A 25232-nucleotide genomic window follows, 5' to 3' on the forward strand; every position below is an offset into this window, starting at 1 on the left:
TCAATCCTCCTCGTCGAGAAAATCCATCGACCGCGGCTGCGCCGTGCCCATGACCTTTCGCAGCCAGGGCGGCGGATTGGTCGACATCATCGTCTGCACGCGCCCAATGAGGCCGTCGATCGGCTCCGGCGCCGGCAATTTGACGGGATGGATGCGCGCATTGATGACTTTCGCGGCCGAAGGCCCGCCGATCGCCAGGCAGAAGAGAAGATGGCAGCCGTTCAAGGCCTCGATCTTCGATCCGATGCGGTCGTCGCCCTCCTGGCGATGTTTGCCGCTTTCATCGGACACGTCGTCGAAAGCGGCGGCGGAGACGAAGCGCGAAGCCGTCGGCGTCACGTCGTAGATCGCGAATTTGCGGGCCGAGCCGAAATGCGCGTTGAGCCCCTTCATATCCTGCGTTGCGATCGCCACGCGCAGCTTCGGCTCGTCGCTCTCAGCGGTCACCGACATGACTTCCTCCCGTTCAACCAATTGCAAGTGTCTGACCGACATCGCGCTTCTCCTGAACCTTGAAGGGAGGCACTTCGGCCGAGGCGAAATCCTCGGGCGTTTTCTCTTTGATGAGGCTGAGGAAGATGTTTCCGACCTCGTAGAGAAAGTCACGGCTTCCCGCATAGCCGACCATCGCGCGGTGCTGGACGCCGAGCCGGTCGAAGATCGGGAACCCGACGCGCAGATGCGGCAGGCCGAGCCGTTCCGCAGCCTGTCGTCCGTGGCTGTGCGTGACGAGGAGATCGGCCTTTGCCGCGGCCGCCCGTTCTTCGAAATCCATGAGATCGCCAACGACGACGTCTTTCGCCGGCACCTTTTCGAGAAGCGGCGAATGATTGGTGGTCGTCACCGCCGTGACGATCTCCGCGCCAAGGCTCTTGAAGAAGACGGCGAGCTGATAAATGAGGTCCGGATCGGCCGCGATCGCGATCCGCTTGCCGCCTAGATAGAAGTGGCAGTCGAGCATCGCGTCGACGAGTTGGCTGCGGCGCCTCTTGAGGTTTTCGGGGACCGCAACGCCCGAGATGCGCGACAACAGCGCCACGAGTTCATCGCTCGCCGCAAGGCCCGTCAGGCTCGAAAGAACCGTGCTCGGCACGCCAGTCAGCCCTTCGAGGGCCTCTGCCGCCGGGGTCATATGCTGGCCGATCGCAATGGTGGCGAGCCCCTCGCCCATGTCGGCGATATCTTCGAGTTTCGTGCCGCCTGATGTGATCGGCGTGAACTCGGCGTTCACATGCCCATCGAGAGAACCGGAAAGGTCCGGCAGGACGACAGCATCGAGACCGAAGGCCGCCGCCATATCACGCAACTGGTCGATATCGGCCGCCGTCTGATGCACGCCAGGCAGGATGTTGATCTGCCGTAGGCTTTTCTGCCGGCGTTCCCCCGGAACGACGAGGCCTTCGATGATCGCCGTCACCGCCTTCGCCCAGCCGTCTTCGAGCGCCCCGACATAATCCGGCGTCGAGGCGTAGACGATGGCCGTACGTGCCAGTTCGTGGCGGCGCTGCATGATGGACAGGAGATCGCCGGTGATATCCTCGCCGCGCGTCTCAATGAGTGCCGTCGATGCGATGCCGATGAACTTCGGGTTCATCCGCGACTGCAGATTGACGAGCGCCTCCTCCAGATTGTCGGCGCCCCCCAAAATCGTCTCGACCTCAGCGATCGCCGTCGTCTGCATCGGCATGTCCTCGCGGAAATGACGGACGGCGAGCGTCAGAGCGAAGGAGGTGCAGCCTTGCGCACCATGAAAGAGCGGCACGGCGCCATCGACGCCGAGATAGGCAAGCGCCGCCCCGAGCGGCGCGGAGGACTTCAAAGGATTGATCGAGCCGCTTTTTTTCGGCTGCAGAAGCGTGGCCATTCAAGCCTCCCCAAGGCCGGAACGCGATTGCGGTCCGCAATCGAGCGGCACGATATCAGCGGAGATTTCCCAGGGTGCAGGCCGGCGGATTTCTTCCCAAACAGGATTGGACAAGGATTTCGCGAGCTCGGCGACGAGCGCCACGGTGCCGTCATAGCCGGCATAGGCGTAATTGCGCTCCTGGTTGATATCGAGCCACGGCCTGCGCGCCTTCAGGCCGACATACTGCGTCTTGCCGCCCGACAGGAGAATGTCCGCCTCGTCATTGGCGAGCCTCGCATACATCTCGCGGGCCGGCACGGAGCCGACCATATGCGGATCGTCCATGATCTCCTTGATCCGCTCCTTGTCGCCTTCCGTCGACTTCCGCACCGAGGTGGCGACGATCTTCATGCCGATTTCCTGGAGCGCGGAGACGATCGACCAGGATTTGACCCCGCCCGTATAGAGGATGACGCGCTTGCCCTTGAGGATCTCGCGGTAAGGTTCGATGCGCGCCCAGGCCCGCGCCTCCTCCGCCGCGATGAGCACTTCCGTGCGCTGCAAAAGATCTTCGGGAGCTCCGCGCTCGACCAGCATCCGGGCAAGCGTGCGCAGCGCCGCCGACGTATCGGCGATGCCATAGAAAGAACCTTCGAAGTACGGGATGCCCCAGCGCTCTTCCATCTGACGCGCCAGATTGATGAGGGCCGCCGAGCACATCATCATGTTGACGCGGGCGCGGTGCGCCCCAGCGAGATCGCGGTAGCGCGCATCGCCGGTGATGTTGGCGAGAAGTCGGATACCGAGTTTTTCCAGAAGCGGTTTGATCTGCCAGATCTCGCCGACGATATTGTATTCGCCGAGAATATTGACGTCCGTCGGCGTCGTATATTCAGGCTCGATGGTGCCGATGACGTGCTTGAAGAGCGCCTCACCGGCGAGCTTGTTGCCGAAATTCTTCTTGCCCGAAAATCCGGCCGACAGGACCGGGATGCAGGGCGTGCCGGTCTTCTCGGCCGCGTGGCGGCAGACGGCCTCGATATCGTCGCCGATCATCGCAGGCACGCAGGTCTGATACACGAAGACGGCCGGCGGGTCGTAGCGGGCGATCGCGTCCTTGATCGCCCGGTACAGTCGCTTTTCTCCGTTGCCCATGACGATGTCGAGCTCGGAGAGATCGGTGGTGAGGCCGAGCCGGTAAGTGCTCGGCCCCGAAGTGGCAGCATGGCGGTTGTCCCAGCTGTTGCCCTCGCACGCCGACGGCCCGTGCGTCAGATGCACGACGTCGACGATCGGCTCCAGCGCGATCTTGGCACCGTCGAAGGCACAACCGCCTGCGGCGGCGCCTGGCACCAAAGGCTTGGAGCAGCCTTTCTTGCGCTCCTTTTCGCTCTTGGCCTGGTTTTTCGCACAGCCCGGCTCGTTGAAGAGTTCGGCTGTTTTCGACCTCAAGACTTCGCCCATGATCGCCTCCCGGCGCCGCCCGCCTTTTAGCGGGTCAAATCGAAGGAAATGTCACCGCCCGGCTCGAGACCGGCCGCGTCGAGCGTGTCGAACGCCTTGTCGAGCAACGTCACCAGAACCCGCAATCCGCCCTGATAGCCCCAGACGGGGAAGCGGTGGTGGTGGTGCCTGTCGAAGATCGGGAAGGTCAGCCGGATGAGCGGCACGCCCGTGTCGCGCTCCAGGAACTTGCCATGCGAATTGCCGATCAGGAAATCCGTCGGCTCGGTGGCGAGAAGCGACCGCATATGCCACAGATCGTTGCCCGGATAGGCCTTGCATTCCGCACCGAAGGGCGAAGAATCGAAGAGCGCCTGCATCTTTTTCGCCCACGGCTTGGTGCCGTTGGTCGCCAGGCAGTGGCGCGGCTCGCCGCCGAATTCCAGCACGAAGCGGGCCATCGCATAGACGAAGTCCGGATCGCCGTAGATGGCGTAGGTCTTGCCGTGCAAGGTGGCCTGGCTGTCGGCCATCGCATCGACGAGACGCCCACGCTCCAGCCGAAGCTCCTCCGGGATCTCCTTGCCGGTGATCTCGGACACCTTCATCAGGAATTCGTCGGTCGCAGCCACCCCCATCGGGTAGTGGAAGCTCGCCGTCTCCTGATCGAAGGACTTCGCGTATTGCAGCGTCTTCGTGGAGCAATATTGCTGCAGGCTGATCGTCGCCTTGGCATTGACCGCGTTCTTCGCAGCTTCCAGCGTCGTACCGCCGTCATACATGCGGAACTCGCCATCCGAAGGCGTGTCGAACTGATCGGAGACGTCGGAGAGGATCGTATATTCCACGCCCATCAGGTCGAGGATGCGCTTCAGCTCGCGGTTGTTGCCGACCGCGAACCCATCGAAGCCCGGCACGATGTTGATCGTCTCGTTCTTCGTGACCTCCGCATTGGCCCAGAAGCCCTCGAGAATGCCGCGCAGCATGTTGTCGTAGCCGGTCGTGTGGCTGCCGACAAACGCCGGAGTGTGGGCAAAGGGCACCGGGAAATCCTGCGGCACCGACTCTTTTTCTTTGGCGCCGATGATGAACGACTGCAGATCGTCACCGATCACCTCGGCCATGCAGGTCGTCGACACCGCGATCATCTTCGGCGAGTAGAGCGCATAGGCGTTCTTCAGGCCTTCGACCATGTTGTTGAGGCCGCCGAACACGGCCGCATCTTCCGTCATCGACGAGGAGACCGCCGAGCACGGCTCCTTGAAGTGGCGGGAGAGATGCGAGCGGTAATAGGCGACGCAACCCTGGCTGCCGTGCACGAAGCTCAGCGTCTTCTCAAAGCCCGCCGCCGCGAAGACGGCGCCGAGCGGCTGGCAGGCCTTTGCCGGGTTGATGGAAAGGGATTCGCGGGCGAAATTCTTCTCGCGATACTCCCAGCTCTTCGTCCAGTCGGCAGTTTCCTGCACCTTCTCGGCGGCAGGCATATTTTCCATGTCCGCGCGCTTCTTGGCGAACATCTCCTTGTATTCCGGCTCCCGGAACAGAAGGCTGTGGTCGAGGACTTTCTCTGCAGATTGTGGCATGGGTCCATTCCTTCTTGAGGCTCGGCGCGCGCTATTCGGCGGCGACCGCCAGCGGCTCGGTCTTGGTCCAGGGAGCGTCGAACAGATCCCAGACGGGGTTGTTGATGGCGAGGTCCATGTCGCGGGCGAAGACCGCGAAACCGTCGTAGCCGTGATAGGGGCCGGAATAGTCCCAGGAATGCATCTGACGGAACGGGATGCCCATCTTCTGCACCGGGTACTTTTCCTTGATGCCCGAGCCGACGAGATTGGGCCGGATCTGCTCGATGAACTTCTCCAGCTCGTAACCGGTCACGTCATCGTAGATGAGCGTACCTTCTTTCACGTAATGGCCGGTGCGCTGATAATCGTCGTTATGGGCGAATTCATAACCCGTTCCGACGATTTCCATGCCGAGGTCGTCATAAGCATTGACGATGTGGCGCGGACGCAGGCCGCCAACATAGAGCATCACCGTCTTGCCTTCGAGGCGCGGCTTGTACTTTGAGATGACGGCATCGACGAGCGGCTGGTACTTGGCGATGACGCGCTCGGCACCTTCCTTGATGGTATCGTCGAAATAGCTGGCGATATGGCGCAGCGACTGGGCGATCTGCGTCGGGCCGAAGAGATTGTACTCCGTCCACGGCACGCCGTGCTTCTCTTCCATGTGGCGGCAGATGTAATTCATCGACCGGTAGCAATGGATGAGGTTGAGCTTCGCCTTCGGCGCCTGCTCGAGTTCGGCGAGCGTGCCGTCGCCGGACCAGCTGCCGATAACCCTGAGGCCCATCTCTTCCAGGAGCCGGCGCGAGGCCCAGGCATCGCCGCCGATATTGTAGTCGCCGATGATGGTGACGTCGTAATCCGTCGCCTCGAACTCGCGCTCGCTCTTGTCGAGCACCCAGTCGCGGATCGTGTCATTGGCAATGTGGTGGCCGAGCGACTGCGACACGCCACGGAAACCCTCGCAGCGCACCGGCACGACAGTCTTGCCGGTTTCGCTCTTCTTCTTGCGCGCCACGGCCTCGATATCGTCACCGATCAGACCGATCGGGCATTCCGACTGCACGGAGATGCCGTTGGCGAGCGGGAACAGCTCGTTGATCTCGTCGATCACCTTTTCGAGCTTCTTGTCTCCGCCGAAGACGATGTCACGCTCTTGGAAGTCGGTGGTGAACTGCATCGTCACGAAGGTGTCGACGCCGGTCGTGCCGGTGTAATAGTTGCGGCGCTGGGCCCAGGAATACTGGCCGCAGCCGACAGGGCCATGGCTGATATGGACCATGTCCTTCACCGGGCCCCACACCACGCCCTTGGATCCGGCGTAGGCGCAGCCGCGGATCGTCATGACGCCCGGGATCGACTTGATGTTGGATTTGACGGCGCATTCCGACAGATTTTGCTCGCCGCCCTCTTCGGACGCATCCGCAGGCTTGGCGACACTCAGATGCCGGCTCCGCTTCTTCTGGGCCTTGTCCGGATAGGCCTTCAACACCTCCTCAATGAGGCTGGCGTGGAACTCGGCGTCGTTCTTGTGGTCGAGGCTCATAGCGCTCTCCTCATCGAACAATGTTGAAGATGAGCCCGGCCACCGCCCCGCGGCGGCCGGGCGGGACAATTAGGCCGCGGCTTCGGCGGCCTTTGCGGCTTCCTTGGCCTGGAGTTCGGCGAGCGCCTGCTCCTCGGTCTTCATGATGCCGAAATCGAGCAGCATCTGCTCAAGCTCGTCCATGGAAACCGGCGTCGGGATCGTGCCCTGGCCGGAATTCGCGTGGATCTTCTCCGCCAGCGTCCGGTATTCCTTCGCCTGGTTGGAATCTGGGGCGTACTGGATGACCGTCTGACGACGCAGCTCGGCGTGCTGGACGATGTTGTCGCGCGGCACGAAGTGAATGAGCTTGGTATTGAGCTTCTCTGCCAGCGCTTCCGACAGCTCCAGCTCCTGGTCGGTCTGGCGCTCGTTGCAGATGAGGCCGCCGAGACGCACGCCGCCCGAATGGGCGTACTTCAAGATGCCCTTGGCGATGTTGTTGGCGGCGTAAAGCGCCATCATCTCGCCGGACATGACGATGTAGATTTCCTGCGCCTTGTTTTCGCGGATCGGCATCGCAAAGCCACCGCAGACCACGTCGCCGAGCACGTCGTAGGAGACGTAATCGACATCGTCATAGGCACCGTTTTCTTCGAGGAAGTTGATGGCGGTGATGACGCCGCGGCCGGCACAGCCGACGCCGGGCTCAGGACCACCGGATTCCGTGCACTTGATGCCCTTGTAGCCGAGCTTGAGAACGTCCTCGAGCTCGAGATCCTCCACAGAGCCCGCCTCGGCCGCGAGGCTCAAAACCGTGTCCTGCATCTTGGTGTTGAGGATGAGGCGGGTGGAATCCGCTTTCGGATCGCAACCCACAATCAGAATCTTCTGCCCCATTTCGACAAGTGCCGCGAGGGTGTTCTGAGAAGTGGTCGACTTGCCGATGCCGCCCTTCCCGTAGAACGCAATCTGGCGAAGTGAACTCATAGTGTCTCTCCAGGTTGTCCGGTTCAAAACTGTTCCAGCGGGCGCTCTCGGCCGCGTGCCCTTAGATACGCAAAGGGCGTGCCAACTTGGAGAAAACGGAATTTCCTTTATTTATTAATCGGTTGTGAGATTTTTGAGAGAGCCGAGCGTCCGACAGTCGCTGTCCGATCTCCGACAAAAGACGACAGTGGGACGCGAGCCGAACAACCGACAAAACCGACACGACATCGCGGATGTCGCGTTTCGTCGTGACCTGGCCCAGCGACAGGCCAAAGCGCCGCCGAGCGGTCGGCCGCAAAAAGCTGTCGGCCGCATAAAAGTCATGTGAGGAAAAGAAGAGGCTCAGGCGAGCTCTGCGAGGCGTTCGGCAAGTTTTGCCGGGGAAACGGCAAGCGGCGTGATCGCTTCCGTCTCAAAGAAGCGCAGCTCGTTGCGCGTGAGCCCTTCGGGCTCCACCAGCGCGAAATAAGGCCCCTTGGAACGCTTCATGATCTGCCGGGCATAGAGCCGGAGCATCTGATCGTCGAAGCGACACCCGATGAACAGAAACCCGCAATTCGTCCGTCGCGCGCGCACGATCTCAGGGATCGGCGTCTGGATATCAATTTCCGTCAGCACTTCGACATAGTCGGAATCGGCGATGAGATAATTGTGCGCCGGCGCCACCCCGCCATGCGGCTTATAGAGGAGCGTCCGCCATTCATCTTGCGGCGCGCTCACCTCCCCGCCTTCGGCATCGTAAAAGCGGAACCACAAAAACTCGCCGATACCCGCGCGGGTGATCCCCTGCACCTCGCCCCAATCGGCATCCTGGCCGACATCCCGATTGCGGCGTTGGGCGAACGCAGACCGCATCGCCCCATCGTACCAGCTGTCGACGATCATCGGGATTTGCGAACATGAGGCGAGCGCCTCGTGAAGCGGCGTCGGTGCCACCGGTTCGGCGAACGCCGCTGCCATCAGGGCGTCGAGCGTCTTGCGATGCTTGCGCCCCTCGATGAACTGCGCGGAGGCCCAGGGATTGCCCCGGGCGCGTCTCGGCAGGGCGACTTTTGCGGAGAAGAACTCGGCCAATGCCGCATAGCTTGTCGGGACGCCCGCATCGGCGGGCAACACACCGGGACCGAGATAAGGAATGAGGCCACCGCCCTTCAGGCGACGGACGATATCGTCAAGAATCGGCTCGGCGTTGCGGACAACCACCTCGTCCAAAGCCGCAGCAGCACTCATGAAACGCTTTCCGGACGGCGCCGCGCTTCGACCGTGATCGGGAGCTTGGTGTCGGCCTCCATCTCCGGCAGCTCGAGGATCCAGCCGTTCTTCAGCTTCACCCAGCCGCCCCACAGCGCCTCGTGCTCGCATTCGACGATCGGCTCTTCGAGATCCTTCTTGGCGACATAGGCGGAAAGCCCCTTGGGCGTGCTGCGGATCATCACCTTCATGCTGCTGTCTCCTGCTCGTCCGAAATGTCGCCGACTGCTCCGTCGACCGCGATCAGCTCGCGCCCACGCATGCCGACGATCCTGCCGCAATCGAAAAACTCGACCGCGTAGATGTAAAACCGCTGCAGATAGGTGCCGACGTCGCGCACATATCCTTCGTCACCTTTGCGCACGACGATCTCGCCGATTTCGCAGCCGGGCATCGTCCCGTCGTTCTTGACGGCCTTGCGGGCACGCACCTTGGCGCCGGGCATGAAGAGAGGCTGATCGTAGATCTCCACCTCTTCTTCGCGGGCAAGTCCCATCGCAGTCTCCTTCACGACATGGCGAATGTCAGGTCGGGGTTGATCCGTCCGGGGCGCAAAAGACAGCGCCGGCGGGCCGAACCCGACCCGCCGGCGGCCAATTCAACTCAGGCCGGGACGCAGGTGTCCGGGACCGGGCAGACGGCGACGCATTGCGGGGCATCGAAATGTCCCTCGCATTCCGTGCACTTGTCCTGATCGATGATGTAGGTGTCGCCTTTGAACTTGATCGCCGCGTTCGGGCACTCGAATTCACAGGCCCCGCAAACGGTGCACTGGGACTTGATGATCTTGTAAGCCATTTGATTTCTCCTCTCGGTTAGGCTGTCAGCATTGCAGGCTGGGTGCCGTATTCGGCGGCGTACCAGGCAGCAATCCCTGCCTCGATCCAGTCAAAAGCATGGGCGTCGCTCGCCTTGATGCCGACCTTCTCCAGTCGATCTTTTGGGGCTTCGCCAATCTTCGCGCACAAAACCGTGGAGACGCCTTGCAGCGTTTCGACAATGCCGTCGAAGGCCCTCTCCTCGCCGTGTCCACCATGGCAATATTGCTCGACTTTGCGATGCCCCACGAAGGTCACGCCACCAGGTGAAACTTCGAAGACCTGGAATTCCTGTGCATGACCGAAGTGTAGATTGATACGCCCGCCACCTCTTGTTGCCACCGCGACAAGAAGCGCCGGCGCATCCCGCACTTCGGCAAGATCTGCTTTGGCCGCCTCTTTGGTCGCCGCGTGCTCGCCGCGCACCGTCGCGACCACCGAGCGATATTCCTCGCGTCGCGCCGGATCGTAGGACACCGTCTCGGGCAGCTGATCCATGGTGAATTCCTGGCCGCGATCTTCGCCAAGGATACCGACGGCATCGGCGCGGCACTGGCGGCAATGGCGCATCAGCTTGGTGCCGCCCTCCACCTTGTCCTGCAGCGCCTTCACCTCCATCGGCGTGGGTCCACGCTGCCCCGTCAGCCCGAAATGCGTGCCGTGGGCGGGGTCGGAAATGAGCGGCATGATGTTGTGGAGGAAGGCGCCCTTCGCCTTCACCGCCTTGTTCACCTCGATCAAATGTTCGTCGTTGATCCCGGGGATCATGACGGAATTGACCTTCACCAGGATGTCGCGGGCCACGAGCATCTCCAGGCCGAGCATCTGCCGCTCCAGCAGGATCCGAGAGGCCTCCACGCCCGTCCAGCGCCGGTGATCGTAGAAGACCCAGGGATAGATCTTTGCACCGATCTCCGGATCGATCGCATTGATGGTGATCGTCACATGATCGATCGCCATCTCGGCGATCTCGTCGACGTAATCCGGCAGCGCCAGACCGTTGGTCGACAGGCAGAGCTTGAGGTCCGGGATTTCCTTGGAAACCCGCTCAAACGTCTCTTTCGTCTTGCGCCAGTCGTAGCAGGCATCGCCGGGGCCGGCGATGCCGAGGACGGAAAGCTGCGGCACCTCGTTGGCGACCGCGATGACTTTCTTGAACGCCTGATCGGGGTCTAGCCGCTCGGAGACGACGCCCGGCCGGCTTTCATTGGCGCAATCGTACTTCCGATTGCAGTAATTGCACTGGATGTTGCAGGCGGGCGCGACGGCGACATGCATGCGCGCGAAATAATGATGCGCCTCTTCCGAATAGCAGGGGTGATCCTTCACCCGCTCCCACAATTCCGGAGACATATCGGCGGGTCCGTCAGAAGAGCCGCAGCTCGATGAGGCGCAGCCGGACTTGGCGAGCGAGGCCCGCATTTTGGCGGCAGATGTCGGCGCCTTCAGGCTGCCAAGCGAGATGAGCTGAGCCAATCGATCCCTCCGCGACACACATCCAAAGCGTCTTTCAGGAACCGTGCAGCAAGCCCCATGCCAAAACGAAAATGGCGTATTTACAAGGGGTTGGCATCATCCAGCCAGAGACAAAACCCTGTCGCGGCTCCGACATCGTGTCGGGTCTCCGACATTGGCGGGCCTGCCATCCTACTCAGAAGCGCTTGATCGGAATCGAATGCTTGCGAAGGGCGTATCCGATCTGGCGCGGCGTCATGCCGAGAATGCGCGCTGCCTTCGCCTGCACCCAGCCCGCCGTCTCCATCGCCTCGACCAACCGGTCACGCTCCGAGCGCGTATCTCCTCCGGGCACCGGGCAGGCGCCGGGCGACGGGCAGGATTGCGGCGAAGCAGGGCTTTCCCCCTCGGCAAAAACCGTCCCGCCCATCTGCGGCTGCGGTTGGATGACTGGCAGCGGCTGGAATCCGGGCGAAGGGGCAGCCCTCTGGCTTCCCTGCCAGAGAACGGAGGAAAGGCATCCGTCATTCTGACAGGCAAGATCATGCGCCACGATCTGCTGGTCGCGCGCCAGTGTCGCCGTGCGCCGGATGCAGTTTTCCAATTCCCGCACATTGCCGGGGAAGAAGCAGCCGGAGAGCGCGCGAAGCGCTTCGCTCGTCAGGGTGAGATCGGTGCTGTGCTCCTTGTTGAAGCGTTGCAGGATCTCCTGCGCGAGAAGCGGGATATCGCCGGTCCGCTCGCGCAATGGCGGCAGGAAAATCGGCACGACGCTGATGCGATAATAGAGATCAGCGCGGAATTCGCCCTTGCTGACGGCGGCCTCCAGATCCCGGTTGGTAGCACATACGAGCCGCACATCGACCTTGAGCGAGCGCGTGCCACCGACACGTTCAAACTCGCCCTCCTGCAGCACCCGCAAGAGCTTCGCTTGAAAGGCGGCGGAAATCTCGCCGATTTCGTCGAGAAAGAGCGTGCCGCCATGGGCGAGTTCGAAGCGGCCTTTGCGCTGCTGGATGGCCCCGGTGAAGGCCCCCTTCTCGTGGCCGAAGAGCTCCGATTCGAGCACGCTTTCCGGCAGTGCCGCACAATTGAGTTTGACGAAAGGGCCGGAACTGCGCGGCGACAGATCGTGGATCGCCGAGGCGAAGAGCTCTTTGCCGGTGCCCGATTCCCCACGCAGCAGCACGGTCGAACGACTGCGCGCCACGATCCGCACCTTGTCGAGGGCCGCACGCAAGGCCGGGCTCTCGCCGACGATGCCTTCGATCTTGCCGGAGGCCACGCCGTCGTCTCGCCCCGCCGACAATTGCTTTTCGAGCCGCCGTTGTTCGGCCATCAGTCGCTCGCGGTCGCGCGCCACCGCCTTGTGCAACCGCAACGTCTGGCCGAGGAGATTGGCGACAAGTGTCAGAAAACGGACATCCTGATCGAACGGTGTCTGATCGGCGAATTCGTAGCTGCGGTCGATCGTCAGCGTGCCGACGACCGCCTCGCCGTTTTTGATCGGCACACCGATCAGCGAAAACGGCTTTCCATCCTCCGACCCCCAGCCGTCGAGATCCGTCCCGGCGAATAGCTGGTCGCTGCGCACATCCGGCACCACGAGGGGCATGCAGGTGGCCACGATCTGACCGATCGCCTGCTCAGGCAGGCGCTTGAAATAGCGCTTGGCGTTTTCCTCGCTCCATCCCGAACCGACGACGATCTCCGGCTCCCCATCGCCGTCCAGAAGCGCAATCAAACCATGGCGCATATCGAGAAAGCTGGAGAGCAGCGTGAGCACGCCAGCGAGCGTCGTCTCCAGCCGGTTCGGCGCGCTGAGGAGCTTTGAAATCTCATAGATCCCAATAAGCTCGATATCGGCGCGGCTTGTCCGCCCATGTGTACCGTTGCCGGGGCTGTGCACTGTCACGGTCTCCGCCCTCCATGACGATCTCGATGCGCATGCATCGAATACGCAGGCTGAAAGGCCCCCAAACCTTCCAAGATTCCGCCTACCTATGTTGCATCTGCTAAATAGTTAGACCAATGCGAAGGCTCGCACAGGTTCGACTTTTGTCGGACCCTAAAGAAAACCGCGAAAACAGGCTTTGCATAAGAGCCATGCGTCTTCCATAGAGCCATTCTACAGATCTTCTTTGCATATTCCGTGCCAGACGCAGGAAGACTTCAGAAGCCCCTGTAGAGAGGCGTTTTTCTGCAGAGAGGCCGAAACGCACGCACTGAGACGAAGGCGAAGACAATTCTTTTTCTGAAGGACATCAATCTGTAAAAATTTTCACCGTCGCGAGCGGAATTGCAGGCATCAGGAGAACAGATTTTTCGGAGATCCGGCAGAATCCGGCCTAATTCGCCCCGTCGGTAGACAGCACCACATGCGCGGGTGCATGACCGCTCCTCACCGGATTTTGCTTTTAGAAGCAAGCCATTGGCAGCTCCCGCAGCATTCGCTGCCATCAGGAGGAAAAAGTGAGAGCTATTGCGCTTGTGTCCGCGTTCTTTGGGCGCACCTTTGCCTTGTGGGTCATTGCCTTCGCGGTCCTCGGATTCGTCCTTCCCGACGTATTCCGAACCCTTGTCCCCTATATCGTCCCGCTCCTCGGCATGATCATGTTCGGCATGGGGCTGACGATCTCGCTGAAGGATTTCCGCGAGGTCGTCCGCCGGCCGAAGGACGTGGCGATCGGGGTCGGCGCGCAATTCCTCATCATGCCGCTCGTTGCGGTCGTCCTCACATCGATCATTCCGATGTCGCCGGAAGTGGCGGCCGGCGTCATCCTGGTCGGCTGCTGCCCGGGCGGCACGGCCAGCAACGTGATGACCTATCTGTGCCGCGGCGACGTGGCGTTGAGCGTCGCCTGCACCAGCGTCACGACCTTGGCAGCACCGATCGTCACGCCCTTCCTCGTCTGGCTTTTCGCCAGCCAGTATCTGCCGGTCGATGCCGTGAGCATGTTCATCTCAATCGTGAAGATGATTCTTCTACCGCTCGGCCTCGGCTTCGCCATGCAGAAGCTGGCGCCGGCACTGGTGCGCGCCGCGATTCCCGCGCTGCCGCTCGTCAGCGTCACCGGCATCGTTCTCATTATCGCGGCCGTGGTTGCGGTCAATCAGGAGAAAATCGCCACGACCGGTCTTCTCATCTTCGCCGTCGTCGCCCTCCACAACGGCATCGGACTGGCGCTCGGCTATTGGCTCGCGCGCATGAGCGGCATGCCGGTGGCCAAGCGCAAGGCGATCTCGATCGAGGTCGGCATGCAGAATTCCGGCCTGGGGGCGGCGCTCGCCAGCGCCCATTTCTCGCCCCTCGCCGCCGTGCCGAGCGCGATCTTCAGCGTCTGGCACAACATCGCCGGGGCGATCGTGGCAAATATCTACACAAAGCTCGACGACGGACGCGCGCTGCGCAGCGAGATGGCGCCTGCCCGCTCAAGCTGATCGGCGTCGCTCACACCCCAAAAAGCGAAAACCCGGCCGCGAGGCCGGGTTTTTTGTGCCGAGGCGCGCCAGCCGGAGAAGGCTCTCCACAGCGCGCTCTGTCGTTTTTGAAAGATTGGTGGGTGAGCAGGGACTCGAACCCTGGACCCGCTGATTAAGAGTCAGCTGCTCTACCAACTGAGCTACACACCCGAAGCGTGGGCGCTGTATAGTGGCGCCAGACGCGCTGTGCAAGCCATCAGACGCGGCATCGGTGCAGAATTGCACAACGCATCGATTTTCGTCAGGATATTCGTCCCCTGCCGGTACCCGCCCGAACGATGACGGCGCCGGCTCGCGCCCTTCCACCCCCAAGACCATGTGATGCCGATGACCGCGCCCGATACGCTTATGCCCGACCTCGCCTCCCATATCGCCGGAGAAAAGGTGGCCGGCGGGGGCGAGAAGATCGCCACGATCAATCCCGCGAACGGCACGATCCTCGCCCGCTTCGCGGCCGCCGACAGCGCGACAATCGACCACGCCGTCGCCGCAGCCAAAGCCGCACAGCGCGAATGGCTGGCTATGCCGCCGGCCGAACGCGGTCGCATCCTCAACCGTGTCGCCCATCTCCTGCGCGCCCGTACGGACGAACTCGCGCGTCTCGAAGTCCTCGACACCGGAAAGCCCATCCAGGAGGCCCCCGAGGCCGATATCGGCTCAGCCGCCGATTGTTTCGAGTTCTTCGCAGGCCTCACCCAGATCGTGCATGGCGAGCATATGCCGCTTGGCGAGGATGCCTTCGCCTATACGCGCCGCGAGGCGCTCGGCGTCTGCGCCGGTATCGGGGCCTGGAACTACCCGATCCAGATCGCCTCCTGGAAGACGGCGCCGGCGCTTGCCGCCGGCAACGCCATGATCTTCAAGCCGAGCGAGCTGACGCCGATCACCGCGCTCAAACTCGCCGAGATCGTCGAAGAGGCCGGCGCCCCGAAAGGCCTCTTCAATGTCGTCCTCGGCGCCGGCGAAACGGGCGCCGCCATGACGGCCCATACCGGCATCGCAAAAGTGTCGCTGACCGGCTCCGTACCGACGGGAAAGCGCATCATGGCGGCCGCGGCCGAGACGCTCAAACACGTCACGATGGAGCTCGGCGGCAAGTCGGCACTCATCGTCTTCGAGGACGCCGACATCGATGATTCGGTTTCTGCGGCGCTCCTTGCAAACTTCTACACGCAGGGCGAAATCTGCTCCAATGGCACGCGTGTCTTCGTGCATGAATCAGTTCGCGAGGAATTCCTCGCAAGGCTCACGGAGCGCACGGAAAAAATCCGTCTCGGCGATCCGCTCGATCCGGACACTCAGATGGGCCCGCTCATCTCCGAGGCGCATCTTCAAAAAGTCCTCGCCTATGTCGAAAAGGGCGTCGCGGAAGGCGCAAAGCTCGTCACCGGCGGCGAGCGGCTGACGACAGGCGAGTTCAAGGACGGCTTCTTCATGCGCCCGGCGATCTTCGCCGAGACACGCGACGACATGACGATCGTCTGCGAAGAGATTTTCGGCCCCGTCATGAGCGTCCTCTCGTTCTCCGAGGAGGCAGACGTCGTCGCCCGCGCCAATGCGACGCCCTTCGGTCTCGCGGCCGGGCTGATGACGCAGAACCTCGCCCGCGCCCACCGCGTCGCGGCCGCGCTGCAGGCGGGCACGATCTGGGTCAATTCCTACAATCTGACGCCGATCGCCATGCCCTTTGGCGGCACCAAGCAATCCGGAATCGGCCGCGAGAACGGCCTCGCCGCGCTCGATTTCTACACCGAGCGGAAGAGCGTCTACGTGAATCTCGGAAAGGTGGAGGCGCCCTACTAGGAATCCTCCGCCGTCGACACGGCCCATTGATCGTGACCCGGGCGAAACTGCTATGGAGAGCGCTCCCACGATTCTCCACGCGACCTCACATGCCCACGAACGCCGTCGAAATCCTCAAGGCCGTCTATGGCTATGATGCGTTCCGTGGCCCGCAGGCTCGTATCATCGAGCATGTGATCGGCGGGCATAACGCCTTCGTGCTGATGCCGACCGGCGGCGGAAAATCGCTCTGCTACCAGATCCCGGCGATCGCCCGCCCCGGCATGGGGCTGATCGTCTCCCCGCTTCTGGCGCTGATGGCCGATCAGGTCGCGGCCTTGCGCCAGGCGGGGGTGAAAGCCGCCGCGCTCAACTCCGATCTTCCGCCGGAAGAGCGGCGCGCCTTGTGGAGCGATATTGAGGCCGGCGCGCTCGATCTCCTCTATGTCGCGCCCGAAACGCTTCTGCGCGGTGGGGTCTTGCAGCGGCTTGGGCAGACGACCCTGTCGCTGATCGCCATCGACGAGGCCCACTGCCTGTCGCAATGGGGCCACGATTTCCGCCCCTCCTACCGCCAGCTCGACGTGCTCGTGCGCCAGTTCCCGAAGACGCCGCGCATGGCCCTGACGGCAACGGCCGATGCGCCGACGCGCGCCGAGATCCTGTCGCATCTCGAGATCGCCGAAGCCGACGCCTTCATCGCCGGTTTCGACCGCCCCAACATCCGCTATGCCATCGCCGAAAAGGACAATCCCCGCGCCCAGCTGAAGGATTTTCTCAAGCGCCATCAAGGCGAGAGCGGCATCGTCTACTGCCTCTCCAAGCGCAAATGCGAGGAAACGGCCGCCTGGCTTCGTGGCGAGGGTTACGACGCTCTCGCCTATCACGCGGGCATGGACAAGGCCGATCGCGAGGCGAACCAGCAGCGCTTCCAGCATGGCGAGGCGGTCGTCATGGTCGCCACGATCGCTTTCGGGATGGGCATCGACAAACCGGACGTGCGCTTCGTCGCCCATATCGATCTGCCGGGCAGTCTGGAGGCCTATTACCAGGAGACCGGCCGCGCCGGGCGGGACGGCCTGCCCGCCGAGACGCTGATGCTCTACGGTCCCGAAGACGTCGCGCTGCGCAACCGCTTCATCGAGGAATCGGATGCCCCGGACGAGCGCAAGCGGACGGAGCGGCAGAAGCTCGATGCGCTCCTGGGGCTGGCCGAGACGGCGGGTTGCCGCCGCCAGGTGCTGCTCGCCTATTTCGGCGACCATTGCGAGCCTTGCGGCAATTGCGACACCTGCGCCGCGCCACCACAGCTCTTCGACGGGACGATCGCGGCGCAGAAGGCGCTCTCCTGCATCTATCGCACCGGCGAACGCTTCGGGCAGGCCTATATCGTCGATGTTCTTCTCGGCGTGGAGAGCGAGCGCATCGCGCAGTTCGGGCACGACCGCATCTCCACCTTCGGCATCGGCAAGGAGCACGACAGCCGCCTGTGGCGTGCGATCCTGCGCCAGCTGATCGCGCTGCGCCTCGTCGACGTCGACCTTGCGGGCCACGGGGGCCTGTCGATCTCGCCCGCCGGTCGCGACTTCCTTCGCGACAAGCCGACGCTCAAGCTGCGCGTGCCGCCCCCTCGCCGAAGCCGGCGCGGCAAGGGCGGGCAAAGCACCACCCAGTCCGTCGTGCCGGAAGCCGATCGGGATCTCTTTCAGGCGCTCAGAGAAAAACGTCTCGAGATCGCACGGCAACAGAACGTGCCACCCTATGTGATCTTTCACGACAAGACGCTGATCGAGCTCGCGGCGGCGCGCCCCCGCTCGCGCGCCGAGATGGCCCATGTTCCCGGGGTCGGCGAGGCCAAGCTCGATCGCTACGGCAGCGCCTTCGTGGCGGTGATCGCCGATTTTTCAGGGCGTTCTTCTTAAGTCTAGGGGCTGGAGCGCGGATAAATCCCCTTCGGCCGATGCCCGTGATGCTGCCCCCGATGGCGAAACCAAAGCGAGCCTCGGCTCCGCTTCCCGTCCAAGGCGCAGGGCCAAGAGCTCAGCGCATCATCACCCACGCCGCCGCATAGACGAGACCGAACAGCACCGGCTGATGGATGAGGTAGAAGGCCAGCGAATGGCGTCCGCCGAAGGCGAGAGCCTGCGAGATCGGATCGCGCACGGGATTTGCCAGGAGTCTCAGAATCTGCTGATTTTTCAGAAGCAGACGCCCACCGACGAGGCCCGTGAGAACGACGCCGAACCACGGAAAGAGCGGCACGTAATCGTTGGTGAACGGGCGGTAGGTCATCAGCCCGAGAAACTGCAGATAGCGGCCGTTGAAAGCAGGGCCTGCGAGGAAACCCGCCCCGAACAGGAAGAACGCTGCCGCAGCTGCGACGAGCCATAACGGCGCCCGCAGGAAGAGGAGGCCGAGCACGCTCGCCAGTGCGATCTCGTGCAGAATGCCGAAGAAGATATAGGCCTCCGGGAAGACCAGATAGGTGACGACGGTAATCGCCGCCGCGCCGCCCGCGACCATCGCAAGACGTTTGAGGAAGGGCCGAAAGCGAAGCCCGGAATGATGGGCAAGCGCAAGGCTCACGCCGACGAGGAACAGAAACGATCCGGCGATCATGCGTGCAAACAGGATCCAGCCCGGCGCACTCGCCACGCCCGCATCGGAAAACCCGAAGAAGGCGAGATCCCAGGAGCAATGGTAGACCGCCATCGCCACGAGCGCGATGCCGCGAAAGACATCGATCCAGATCAGCCGCGGCAGCCGCGACCCGGCGGCCGGCGGATCGAGACGCCCGGCCTTTCCGCCGAGCGGAGCGCCCGTCCCGTCCAAAACATTCCGGCCCGGCGTTTCCGCCGGACCGGTGATACTGTCGTGCGTGTGTTCGTGTGCCAAGGGCAGCCGCGTCAGCCGGCCTGCGCGTGCAGCCGTTCGCCGCGCGCGATCAGCTTGTTGACCGCGGCGAGATAGGCTTTTGCGGAGGCAACCAGCGTGTCGGGATCGGAGGCACGCCCGGTCACCGCCCGGCCCTCGCGATCTTCGACGCGCACAGAAACCTCCGCCTGCGCGTCCGTGCCGCCGGTCACCGCATGCACCTGATAGAGCGCCAGGCTCGCCTCATGCGGAACGAGCGATTTGATCGCATTGAAGGTGGCATCGACCGGGCCGTTGCCCGTCGCCTGGAAGGTGCGGTGCTGGCCATCCTGACTGACCGTCAGGGTCGCGGCCTGCGGGCCCATCGTGCCGGCAATGATCGTCAGCGCTTCCAGCCGGATACGATCGGCCGCATTCGCCAGCTTCTCGTCGACCAGCGCCTCGATGTCCTCGTCAAAGACATGCTTCTTGCGATCGGCCAGCGCCTTGAAGCGGTTAAAGGCATCCTCGAACGCGTTGTCGCCCAGGTCATAGCCGAGCTCCTTCAGCTTGGAGCGGAAGGCATTGCGGCCGGAATGCTTGCCCATGACGAGCGAGGTCTTCTGAACGCCGACCGATTCCGGCGTCATGATCTCGTAGGTCTGGGTATGCTTCAGCATGCCGTCCTGGTGGATGCCGCTTTCATGCGCGAAGGCATTGCGACCGACGATCGCCTTGTTGAACTGCACCGGGAAGGAGGTCGCCGACGACACCATCTTCGAGGCGCGCGTCAGCATCTTCGTATCGATACCGGTGTGATAGGGCAGAACGTCCCGGCGCGTTTCGATCGCCATGACGATTTCTTCCAGCGCCGCATTGCCGGCCCGTTCGCCGATGCCGTTGACGGTGCACTCGATCTGGCGGCAGCCACCGACGACGCCGGCGAGTGAATTCGCCACCGCCATGCCGAGATCGTTGTGGCAATGGACGGAGAAGACCGCCTGATCGGAATTGGGCACTGCCTCGCGCAGGCGGATGAAGAGATCGCGGTATTCGTCGGGCGTGGTGTAGCCGACGGTATCGGGAATGTTGATCGTCCCGGCGCCGGATCGGATCGCCGCTTCGACGCAGCGACACAGGAAATCGAATTCCGTGCGCGTCCCGTCCTCGGCCGACCATTCCACGTCGTCGACCAGATTGCGCGCTCGGGCGACGGAATCGGTGACGAGCTGCAGAACATGCTCCGGCTCCTTCTGCAGCTTGAATTTCATATGCACCGGTGAGGTGGAGATGAAGGTATGGATCCGCCCGCGCTTCGCGTGCCGCACGGCCTCGCCGGCCCGGTCGATGTCGCCCGGATTGGCTCTCGCGAGACCGGCGATGACGGAATTCTTCGAGCGGCGGGCAATTTCCGAGACCGCCTCGAAATCACCCGGCGAGGCGATCGGAAAGCCCGCTTCGATGATGTCGACGCCCATCTGGTCGAGGAAGGCAGCGACTTCGAGCTTTTCCTCAAACGTCATGGTCGCGCCGGGACATTGCTCGCCGTCGCGCAAAGTGGTGTCGAAAATGACGACGCGGTCGCCTTCGGATCGGACTTCGTCGGTAATGGTCATTTGAATTCTCCTTGCCGGTCTCCCGGCTGGCCTCATCGAGGCGCTGAACGTTTCGGCTTGTTCGCGTCTCCCCTGAGTGCCCGCCCTGTGCGGCTCGGTCGAAACCGGCCCGGGCTGTCGACGCTCAGGGGCGCCTAAGGAGAAGAAGATCGAGGGGAAGAAGGGTAAGCGACAGCGCCGCGTCCAAAGGGGCACGGGAGAAAGAAATGTCGCAATGCTTCGTCGGCGAGCGCATTCGAGCGGCGTTCCACAACGTCAACACGTCACGCCTTTTAACCTCGGCGCGCCGCAAAAGCAAATGCCGGTGACGCCGCCGGCACCACCCACATCAAAGCTGCGCCTGGCGCCGCGCACTCGGTACGACAAGCGAGGCCCCGTCAAACCTGGAGCACACCTTCCATCACCTGCACGGCCGCCCCGCCGATTCGCACCGCCGTGATGGTGGAACGCGTGACGCTGACTTCGAGGCGAATGATCGAAGGCCGGCTCATCTCGAAACCCTGCTCGATGCGCACGGCATGATCGCCATCGGGCAGTTGGTCGAACTTCAGAAGCTGACCGGCAAAGGCCGCTGCGGCTGAGCCGGTCGCCGGATCTTCCGCAATCCCGAGCGAGGGCGCGAGCATGCGGGCCCGAAATTGGTTGTCCCGCCCCTCCGGATCGCGGCAATAGAGATAGACGCCGTCCTGGCTGAAGGTTTCGGCCCAGGCCGGATGCGCCGGATCGATCGCCGCGAGCGCAGCGCGGTCCTGCACCGGCACGAAATGAAACGGCAGTCCCGCCGACCACACCATCGGCTTGTGGTTTTCGAACAGCAATTCAGCGGTCGTCAGCCCGCAGGCCGCAGCGATTTCGTCGATCTCACGGGCAGGCCCCATTTCCACGGGAAGCTTCGGACAATCGAACTCGGCGAAGCCTGCCTGCTCGGAAAGCTTCACGCCGCACCGCACCGGCCCGATCCCCTCTTCCAGAACGACGACGGCATCCTGGCCGGCAGGCTGTTCCCCGAAACGCGCCGAGGCGAGGCAGACGGCCGCGCCGACGGTCGGATGGCCTGCGAAGGGCAATTCGCTGAAAGGCGTAAAAATGCGAGCCCGCGCCGAATGCGCCGGATTGTCCGCAGAGAGAATGAAGACCGTCTCCGACAAATTGAATTCGCGCGCGATCGCCTGCATCCGGTCGGTCTCCAGCCCGTCCGCATCGAGGACGATCGCCAGCGGATTTCCGGCCAAGGCCTTGTCGGTAAAGACGTCGTAGATCTGATAACGGCGTTCCACATCCCCTCCTAAGTGAAAACGACACGACGTATGAGACTTCTGATCGTCAGACCCTGCACCACGATGGAGAAAATCACCACCGCATAAGTGGTCAGGAGAATCGGCTGTTTGGCGGGCACGTCCGGCAATGACAGCGCAAGCGCGACGGAAATGCCGCCGCGCACACCGCCCCAGGTGAGCACGGCGATCGACCCGGAGGTGAAGGTGCGTTTCAAGGACAGAAGCGTGATCGGGAGAAAGACCGAGATGAGACGTGCCACAAGCACGAGAGGGATCGTGGCCACGGCGAAAAGCGCAAGCCCCGGCTCGATCGCGACGATGAGAACCTCGAGCCCGATGAGGAGGAACAGGACCGAGTTCAAGAGCTCGTCGATCACCTCCCAAAAATGAAACAGATAGGTCTTCGTCTCCTCGCTCATCGCCGTGCGCTGACCGCGATTGCCGACGAGAAGACCGGCCACGACGACGGCGATCGGTCCCGACATGTGAAGCGCGAGCGCGACGGCATAAAGCCCGGTTACGAGAGCGAGACTTAAGAGGATCTCGACCGGATAATGGTCGATCGACTGCATCAGCCGGACGGCGATCCATCCGCCGACGAAGCCGAGAAGCGCACCCCCGCCCGCCTCCAGAAGGAAGATCTCGCCGATATGGAGAGGCTCGATCTCGCCTCCCCCCGCCGCGATCGCGAGAAGCACGGTAAAGACGACGATGCCGACACCATCATTGAAGAGGCTCTCGCCGGCGATTTTGACTTCGAGAGATTCAGGCACGCGTACGGACTTCAACAACGAGAGAACCGCGACCGGATCGGTCGGGCTGATCAGCGCGCCGAAGACCAACGCCCAGGGAAGCGAAAGGTCCACCCCCAAGAAATTCGCCCCGAAATAGAAGCCGAAGCCGATGATGGCAGTTGAGATGAGGACGCCGAGGCTCGCCATCAGGCCGACGGCCCAGCGTTCCGACTTCAAAAGCCCGAAATCGACATGCAGGGCACCAGCGAAAAGCAGGAACGCCAGCATGCCGTGCATCAGCGTGTCGAAGAAATCGATCTGGCGGATCGTCTCCGTAAAGGCTTCGCGCACATGCGAGCCGGGCATCACGACGTCGAAGGCGACGATGGCGAGCGAGGCGAACAACGCCATCAGCAGCATTCCGATCGTATGCGGCAAGCGAATGAAGCGCACATTGACCCACCCGAAGAGGGCCGACAGAACGAGCAGAAGGGCAGAAATATCAAAAAGGCTGAGCATCGGCTTTCCTGGCAGTCGCGCCCCCCGGTCCGGTCAGTCAGATCCCTTTCCGACCGTCATGCGAGAGGGCTTGCGTTACGCCTGATGAACGGGTGAAAGGTATTTTTGGCCGGAGAAACCCTGGGTTGACAAGGATGGAAGATCAGGAAAAGCGGTCCGAGCACCGCGCACGGGCCCTCAAATCCGCGAAAATCGTACTGAACGACCGCCACTCCACGATCGATTGTGTGGTGCGGGACCTGTCGAAAGGCGGGGCAAAACTCAAAGTGACCAACCCGGTCGCCGTCCCGGAGAGCTTCGAGCTTCTCCTGGAATCGGACAATGTGATGCTGAAGGCCGAAGTGATCTGGCGCAAGGGCGACCAGGTCGGTGTGCAGTTCATCCGCGAACAGGCCGACTGAGGCACGAGAGACCAAAGCAAAAGGGGGCCGGCATGCCGACCCCCTCGAAACCGTGACGCAAGGCGAGGTGTATCCCCCTCGCCGCAGCCTCAGTTCTTCGCCTTGTCGACGAGCTGGTTCTCTTTGATCCAGGGCATCATCTCACGCAGCTTGGCGCCGGTCGCCTCGAGCTGATGCGCGTCGTTCATGCGGCGCGTGCCCTTGAAGCGGGGCTGCCCGGCGCGGCACTCCGTCATCCAATCGGAGGTGAACTTGCCGGTCTGAATGTCCTTCAGGACCGCGCGCATCGCCTGCCGGGCTTCATCGGTGATCACCCGAGGACCGGACATGTACTCGCCGTATTCGGCGGTGTTGGAGATCGAGTAGTTCATGTTGGCGATGCCGCCCTCATAGATGAGGTCGACGATGAGCTTCATCTCGTGGACGCATTCGAAATACGCCATCTCCGGGGCGTAGCCGGCTTCCACCAGCGTCTCGAAACCGGCACGCATCAGCTCCACGACGCCACCGCACAGAACGGCCTGCTCGCCGAAGAGGTCGGTCTCGCACTCTTCCTTGAAGGTCGTCTCGATGATGCCGGCACGGCCGCCGCCGATCGCCGACGCATAGGCAACCGCAACGTCGTGCGCATTGCCGGTTGCGTCCTGCTGAACGGCGACGAGGCACGGAACGCCGGCGCCGCGCTGATATTCCGAACGCACGGTGTGGCCCGGGCCCTTCGGCGCGATCATGATCACGTCGAGGCTCGCCTTCGGCTCAATCAGATTGTAGTGCACGTTGAGACCGTGGGCGAAGGCGATCGCAGCACCGTCCTTGATGTTGGCGGCGATGTGCTCGTTGTAGATGTCGGCCTGCAGCTCATCGGGCGTGCACATCATGATGAGGTCGGCCCAGGCGGCGGCATCGGCAACCGACATGACCTTGAGGCCCGCGCCTTCCGCCTTCTTGGCCGACGAGGAGCCTTCACGCAGGGCGATGGCCACGTCTTTGACACCTGAATCGCGCAGATTGAGCGCATGGGCATGGCCCTGGCTGCCATAACCGACGACGGCGACCTTCTTGTCTTTGATGAGATTCACGTCCGCATCGCGGTCGTAGTAAACGCGCATTTCCGGCACCCTTCCTGAAGATGAGAGGGGCTCGCGTCGCGGCGAGCCTCAAAAAGATAATCGCGGCGTTCTAGCGGGCAGAAGGGCGGCGGGCAACCACGCGCGCGCCCGATGCCGGGTCTGCGCCGAATAAACCGGCGAAGAGCCCCGCAAAACCAACATTCCCTTACGTCGCAAGGGCGCTCGAGCCAAACCGAAAATGACGGAAAGAAGAGGCTTATTCGAGCCCTGCGTCGTGGCCGTAGCGCACGACCTCGACCTTCTCCAGCGTGACGAGACCGCTGCCCAGCATCGGCTCTGCAGCACGAACGAAGCTCTCGATCTTCTCAGCCGTGTCGACGATTTCGATGATGAGCGGCAGATCTTCCGAAAGGCGCAGGATCTTCGACGTGTGCAGACGGCTCGACCGGCCGAACCCCATCGGCCCGCGCAGGACCGTCGCGCCGGCGAGCCCCATCTCACGCGCCTTCAAAACGATCGCCTCATAGAGCGGGCGGCCTTCATGCTCGTCGCTTTCGCCGATGAAAAGGCGCAGGAGGCGCGCATCCTTCGTGGCAGGCAT

General features: G+C 62.6%; 22 protein-coding genes and 1 tRNA gene. 4 read left to right on the plus strand and 19 right to left on the minus strand.

Features of this window, described 5'->3' with window-relative positions:
• From nifX to nifA, 12 genes are all read right to left on the minus strand, one after another.
• Positions 1 to 495, minus strand: a complete 495-nt coding sequence (gene nifX, locus NYQ83_RS09035; RefSeq protein ID WP_409976985.1) for a nitrogen fixation protein NifX — start codon at positions 493 to 495, stop codon at positions 1 to 3.
• Positions 467 to 1864 (minus strand): nitrogenase iron-molybdenum cofactor biosynthesis protein NifN, encoded by a 1398-nt coding sequence (nifN, locus tag NYQ83_RS09040; RefSeq protein ID WP_261214245.1) that lies wholly within the window; start codon positions 1862 to 1864, stop codon positions 467 to 469. Before nifN ends, nifX begins: the two co-directional genes overlap by 29 nt.
• Positions 1865 to 3310, minus strand: coding sequence for a nitrogenase iron-molybdenum cofactor biosynthesis protein NifE (nifE, locus tag NYQ83_RS09045; protein WP_128291595.1), 1446 nt, complete (start codon positions 3308 to 3310; stop codon positions 1865 to 1867).
• Positions 3311 to 3336: 26 nt separating this feature from the next.
• The gene (gene nifK, locus NYQ83_RS09050; RefSeq protein ID WP_261214246.1) at positions 3337 to 4872 is read right to left on the minus strand and encodes a nitrogenase molybdenum-iron protein subunit beta; all 1536 of its coding nucleotides are present in this window, start codon (positions 4870 to 4872) and stop codon (positions 3337 to 3339) included.
• 31 nt (positions 4873 to 4903) lie between these two features.
• Positions 4904 to 6403 (minus strand): nitrogenase molybdenum-iron protein alpha chain, encoded by a 1500-nt coding sequence (nifD, locus tag NYQ83_RS09055; RefSeq protein WP_261214247.1) that lies wholly within the window; start codon positions 6401 to 6403, stop codon positions 4904 to 4906.
• A gap of 69 nt (positions 6404 to 6472) precedes the next feature.
• Positions 6473 to 7372, minus strand: a complete 900-nt coding sequence (gene nifH / locus NYQ83_RS09060) for a nitrogenase iron protein (RefSeq protein WP_092811147.1) — start codon at positions 7370 to 7372, stop codon at positions 6473 to 6475.
• A 342-nt stretch (positions 7373 to 7714) separates the two neighbouring features.
• Positions 7715 to 8602: an SIR2 family NAD-dependent protein deacylase gene (locus NYQ83_RS09065; protein ID WP_261214249.1), complete on the minus strand. Its 888-nt coding sequence runs from the start codon at positions 8600 to 8602 to the stop codon at positions 7715 to 7717.
• A complete protein-coding gene (gene nifT / locus NYQ83_RS09070) occupies positions 8599 to 8814 on the minus strand; it encodes a putative nitrogen fixation protein NifT (RefSeq protein ID WP_092811143.1) in 216 nt (71 codons plus the stop codon). The genes NYQ83_RS09065 and nifT overlap by 4 nt, the downstream gene beginning before the upstream one ends.
• On the minus strand, positions 8811 to 9119 hold the full coding sequence (locus NYQ83_RS09075) for a nitrogen fixation protein NifZ (protein ID WP_261214251.1): 309 nt from the start codon (positions 9117 to 9119) through the stop codon (positions 8811 to 8813). Before NYQ83_RS09075 ends, nifT begins: the two co-directional genes overlap by 4 nt.
• Positions 9120 to 9226: 107 nt before the next feature.
• Positions 9227 to 9421 (minus strand): 4Fe-4S dicluster domain-containing protein, encoded by a 195-nt coding sequence (locus tag NYQ83_RS09080; protein WP_092811139.1) that lies wholly within the window; start codon positions 9419 to 9421, stop codon positions 9227 to 9229.
• A 17-nt stretch (positions 9422 to 9438) separates the two neighbouring features.
• Entirely contained in the window at positions 9439 to 10863 is a 1425-nt protein-coding gene (gene nifB, locus NYQ83_RS09085; protein WP_261215158.1) for a nitrogenase cofactor biosynthesis protein NifB, read from the minus strand.
• 229 nt (positions 10864 to 11092) lie between these two features.
• Positions 11093 to 12811: a nif-specific transcriptional activator NifA gene (gene nifA / locus NYQ83_RS09090; RefSeq protein WP_261214253.1), complete on the minus strand. Its 1719-nt coding sequence runs from the start codon at positions 12809 to 12811 to the stop codon at positions 11093 to 11095.
• A gap of 557 nt (positions 12812 to 13368) precedes the next feature.
• Here nifA and NYQ83_RS09095 point away from each other — a divergent pair.
• Positions 13369 to 14337, plus strand: coding sequence for a bile acid:sodium symporter family protein (locus NYQ83_RS09095; RefSeq protein WP_261214256.1), 969 nt, complete (start codon positions 13369 to 13371; stop codon positions 14335 to 14337).
• A 116-nt stretch (positions 14338 to 14453) separates the two neighbouring features.
• Here the strand turns inward: NYQ83_RS09095 and NYQ83_RS09100 are convergent.
• Positions 14454 to 14529: transfer RNA gene (locus NYQ83_RS09100), tRNA-Lys, on the minus strand.
• Positions 14530 to 14727: 198 nt separating this feature from the next.
• Here NYQ83_RS09100 and betB point away from each other — a divergent pair.
• Positions 14728 to 16182 (plus strand): betaine-aldehyde dehydrogenase, encoded by a 1455-nt coding sequence (gene betB / locus NYQ83_RS09105; RefSeq protein WP_409976995.1) that lies wholly within the window; start codon positions 14728 to 14730, stop codon positions 16180 to 16182.
• A gap of 89 nt (positions 16183 to 16271) precedes the next feature.
• On the plus strand, positions 16272 to 18083 hold the full coding sequence (gene recQ / locus NYQ83_RS09110; protein ID WP_261214257.1) for a DNA helicase RecQ: 1812 nt from the start codon (positions 16272 to 16274) through the stop codon (positions 18081 to 18083).
• A gap of 118 nt (positions 18084 to 18201) precedes the next feature.
• Here the strand turns inward: recQ and NYQ83_RS09115 are convergent, their stop codons facing one another.
• The 4 genes from NYQ83_RS09115 to NYQ83_RS09130 all read right to left on the minus strand — a co-directional run bounded on the left by NYQ83_RS09115 (position 18202) and on the right by NYQ83_RS09130 (position 23160).
• The gene (locus NYQ83_RS09115; protein WP_261214258.1) at positions 18202 to 19056 is read right to left on the minus strand and encodes a heparan-alpha-glucosaminide N-acetyltransferase; all 855 of its coding nucleotides are present in this window, start codon (positions 19054 to 19056) and stop codon (positions 18202 to 18204) included.
• An 11-nt stretch (positions 19057 to 19067) separates the two neighbouring features.
• Entirely contained in the window at positions 19068 to 20630 is a 1563-nt protein-coding gene (locus tag NYQ83_RS09120) for a 2-isopropylmalate synthase (RefSeq protein WP_261214259.1), read from the minus strand.
• Between the two features lie 377 nt (positions 20631 to 21007).
• The gene (locus NYQ83_RS09125; RefSeq protein WP_261214260.1) at positions 21008 to 21907 is read right to left on the minus strand and encodes a PhzF family phenazine biosynthesis protein; all 900 of its coding nucleotides are present in this window, start codon (positions 21905 to 21907) and stop codon (positions 21008 to 21010) included.
• An 8-nt stretch (positions 21908 to 21915) separates the two neighbouring features.
• Complete coding sequence (locus NYQ83_RS09130; protein ID WP_261214261.1) at positions 21916 to 23160, minus strand: cation:proton antiporter; 1245 nt, start codon at positions 23158 to 23160, stop codon at positions 21916 to 21918.
• 134 nt (positions 23161 to 23294) lie between these two features.
• Here NYQ83_RS09130 and NYQ83_RS09135 point away from each other — a divergent pair, with 134 nt between their 5' ends.
• On the plus strand, positions 23295 to 23561 hold the full coding sequence (locus NYQ83_RS09135) for a PilZ domain-containing protein (protein ID WP_128291865.1): 267 nt from the start codon (positions 23295 to 23297) through the stop codon (positions 23559 to 23561).
• 89 nt (positions 23562 to 23650) lie between these two features.
• Here the strand turns inward: NYQ83_RS09135 and ilvC are convergent, their stop codons facing one another.
• Together ilvC and NYQ83_RS09145 are read right to left on the minus strand one after the other, a co-directional pair.
• Positions 23651 to 24670, minus strand: a complete 1020-nt coding sequence (ilvC, locus tag NYQ83_RS09140; protein WP_092811117.1) for a ketol-acid reductoisomerase — start codon at positions 24668 to 24670, stop codon at positions 23651 to 23653.
• Positions 24671 to 24887: 217 nt separating this feature from the next.
• Positions 24888 to 25232: a DUF190 domain-containing protein gene (locus NYQ83_RS09145; protein ID WP_261214262.1), complete on the minus strand. Its 345-nt coding sequence runs from the start codon at positions 25230 to 25232 to the stop codon at positions 24888 to 24890.

It is taken from the genome of Afifella sp. JA880, assembly GCF_025379905.1.
GTDB lineage: Bacteria > Pseudomonadota > Alphaproteobacteria > Rhizobiales > Afifellaceae > Afifella > Afifella aestuarii.

Bases quoted from the DNA above. Each gene is read 5' to 3' on its own strand.
- nifX (WP_409976985.1), bottom strand. From the start codon at position 495: ATGTCGGTCAGACACTTGCAATTGGTTGAACGGGAGGAAGTCATGTCG.
- nifN (WP_261214245.1), bottom strand. From the start codon at position 1,864: ATGGCCACGCTTCTGCAGCCGAAAAAAAGCGGCTCGATCAATCCTTTG.
- nifE (WP_128291595.1), bottom strand. From the start codon at position 3,310: ATGGGCGAAGTCTTGAGGTCGAAAACAGCCGAACTCTTCAACGAGCCG.
- nifK (WP_261214246.1), bottom strand. From the start codon at position 4,872: ATGCCACAATCTGCAGAGAAAGTCCTCGACCACAGCCTTCTGTTCCGG.
- nifD (WP_261214247.1), bottom strand. From the start codon at position 6,403: ATGAGCCTCGACCACAAGAACGACGCCGAGTTCCACGCCAGCCTCATT.
- nifH (WP_092811147.1), bottom strand. From the start codon at position 7,372: ATGAGTTCACTTCGCCAGATTGCGTTCTACGGGAAGGGCGGCATCGGC.
- NYQ83_RS09065 (WP_261214249.1), bottom strand. From the start codon at position 8,602: ATGAGTGCTGCTGCGGCTTTGGACGAGGTGGTTGTCCGCAACGCCGAG.
- nifT (WP_092811143.1), bottom strand. From the start codon at position 8,814: ATGAAGGTGATGATCCGCAGCACGCCCAAGGGGCTTTCCGCCTATGTC.
- NYQ83_RS09075 (WP_261214251.1), bottom strand. From the start codon at position 9,119: ATGGGACTTGCCCGCGAAGAAGAGGTGGAGATCTACGATCAGCCTCTC.
- NYQ83_RS09080 (WP_092811139.1), bottom strand. From the start codon at position 9,421: ATGGCTTACAAGATCATCAAGTCCCAGTGCACCGTTTGCGGGGCCTGT.
- nifB (WP_261215158.1), bottom strand. From the start codon at position 10,863: ATGCGGGCCTCGCTCGCCAAGTCCGGCTGCGCCTCATCGAGCTGCGGC.
- betB (WP_409976995.1), top strand. From the start codon at position 14,728: ATGCCCGACCTCGCCTCCCATATCGCCGGAGAAAAGGTGGCCGGCGGG.
- recQ (WP_261214257.1), top strand. From the start codon at position 16,272: ATGCCCACGAACGCCGTCGAAATCCTCAAGGCCGTCTATGGCTATGAT.
- NYQ83_RS09120 (WP_261214259.1), bottom strand. From the start codon at position 20,630: ATGACCATTACCGACGAAGTCCGATCCGAAGGCGACCGCGTCGTCATT.
- NYQ83_RS09130 (WP_261214261.1), bottom strand. From the start codon at position 23,160: ATGCTCAGCCTTTTTGATATTTCTGCCCTTCTGCTCGTTCTGTCGGCC.
- NYQ83_RS09135 (WP_128291865.1), top strand. From the start codon at position 23,295: ATGGAAGATCAGGAAAAGCGGTCCGAGCACCGCGCACGGGCCCTCAAA.
- ilvC (WP_092811117.1), bottom strand. From the start codon at position 24,670: ATGCGCGTTTACTACGACCGCGATGCGGACGTGAATCTCATCAAAGAC.
- NYQ83_RS09145 (WP_261214262.1), bottom strand. From the start codon at position 25,232: ATGCCTGCCACGAAGGATGCGCGCCTCCTGCGCCTTTTCATCGGCGAA.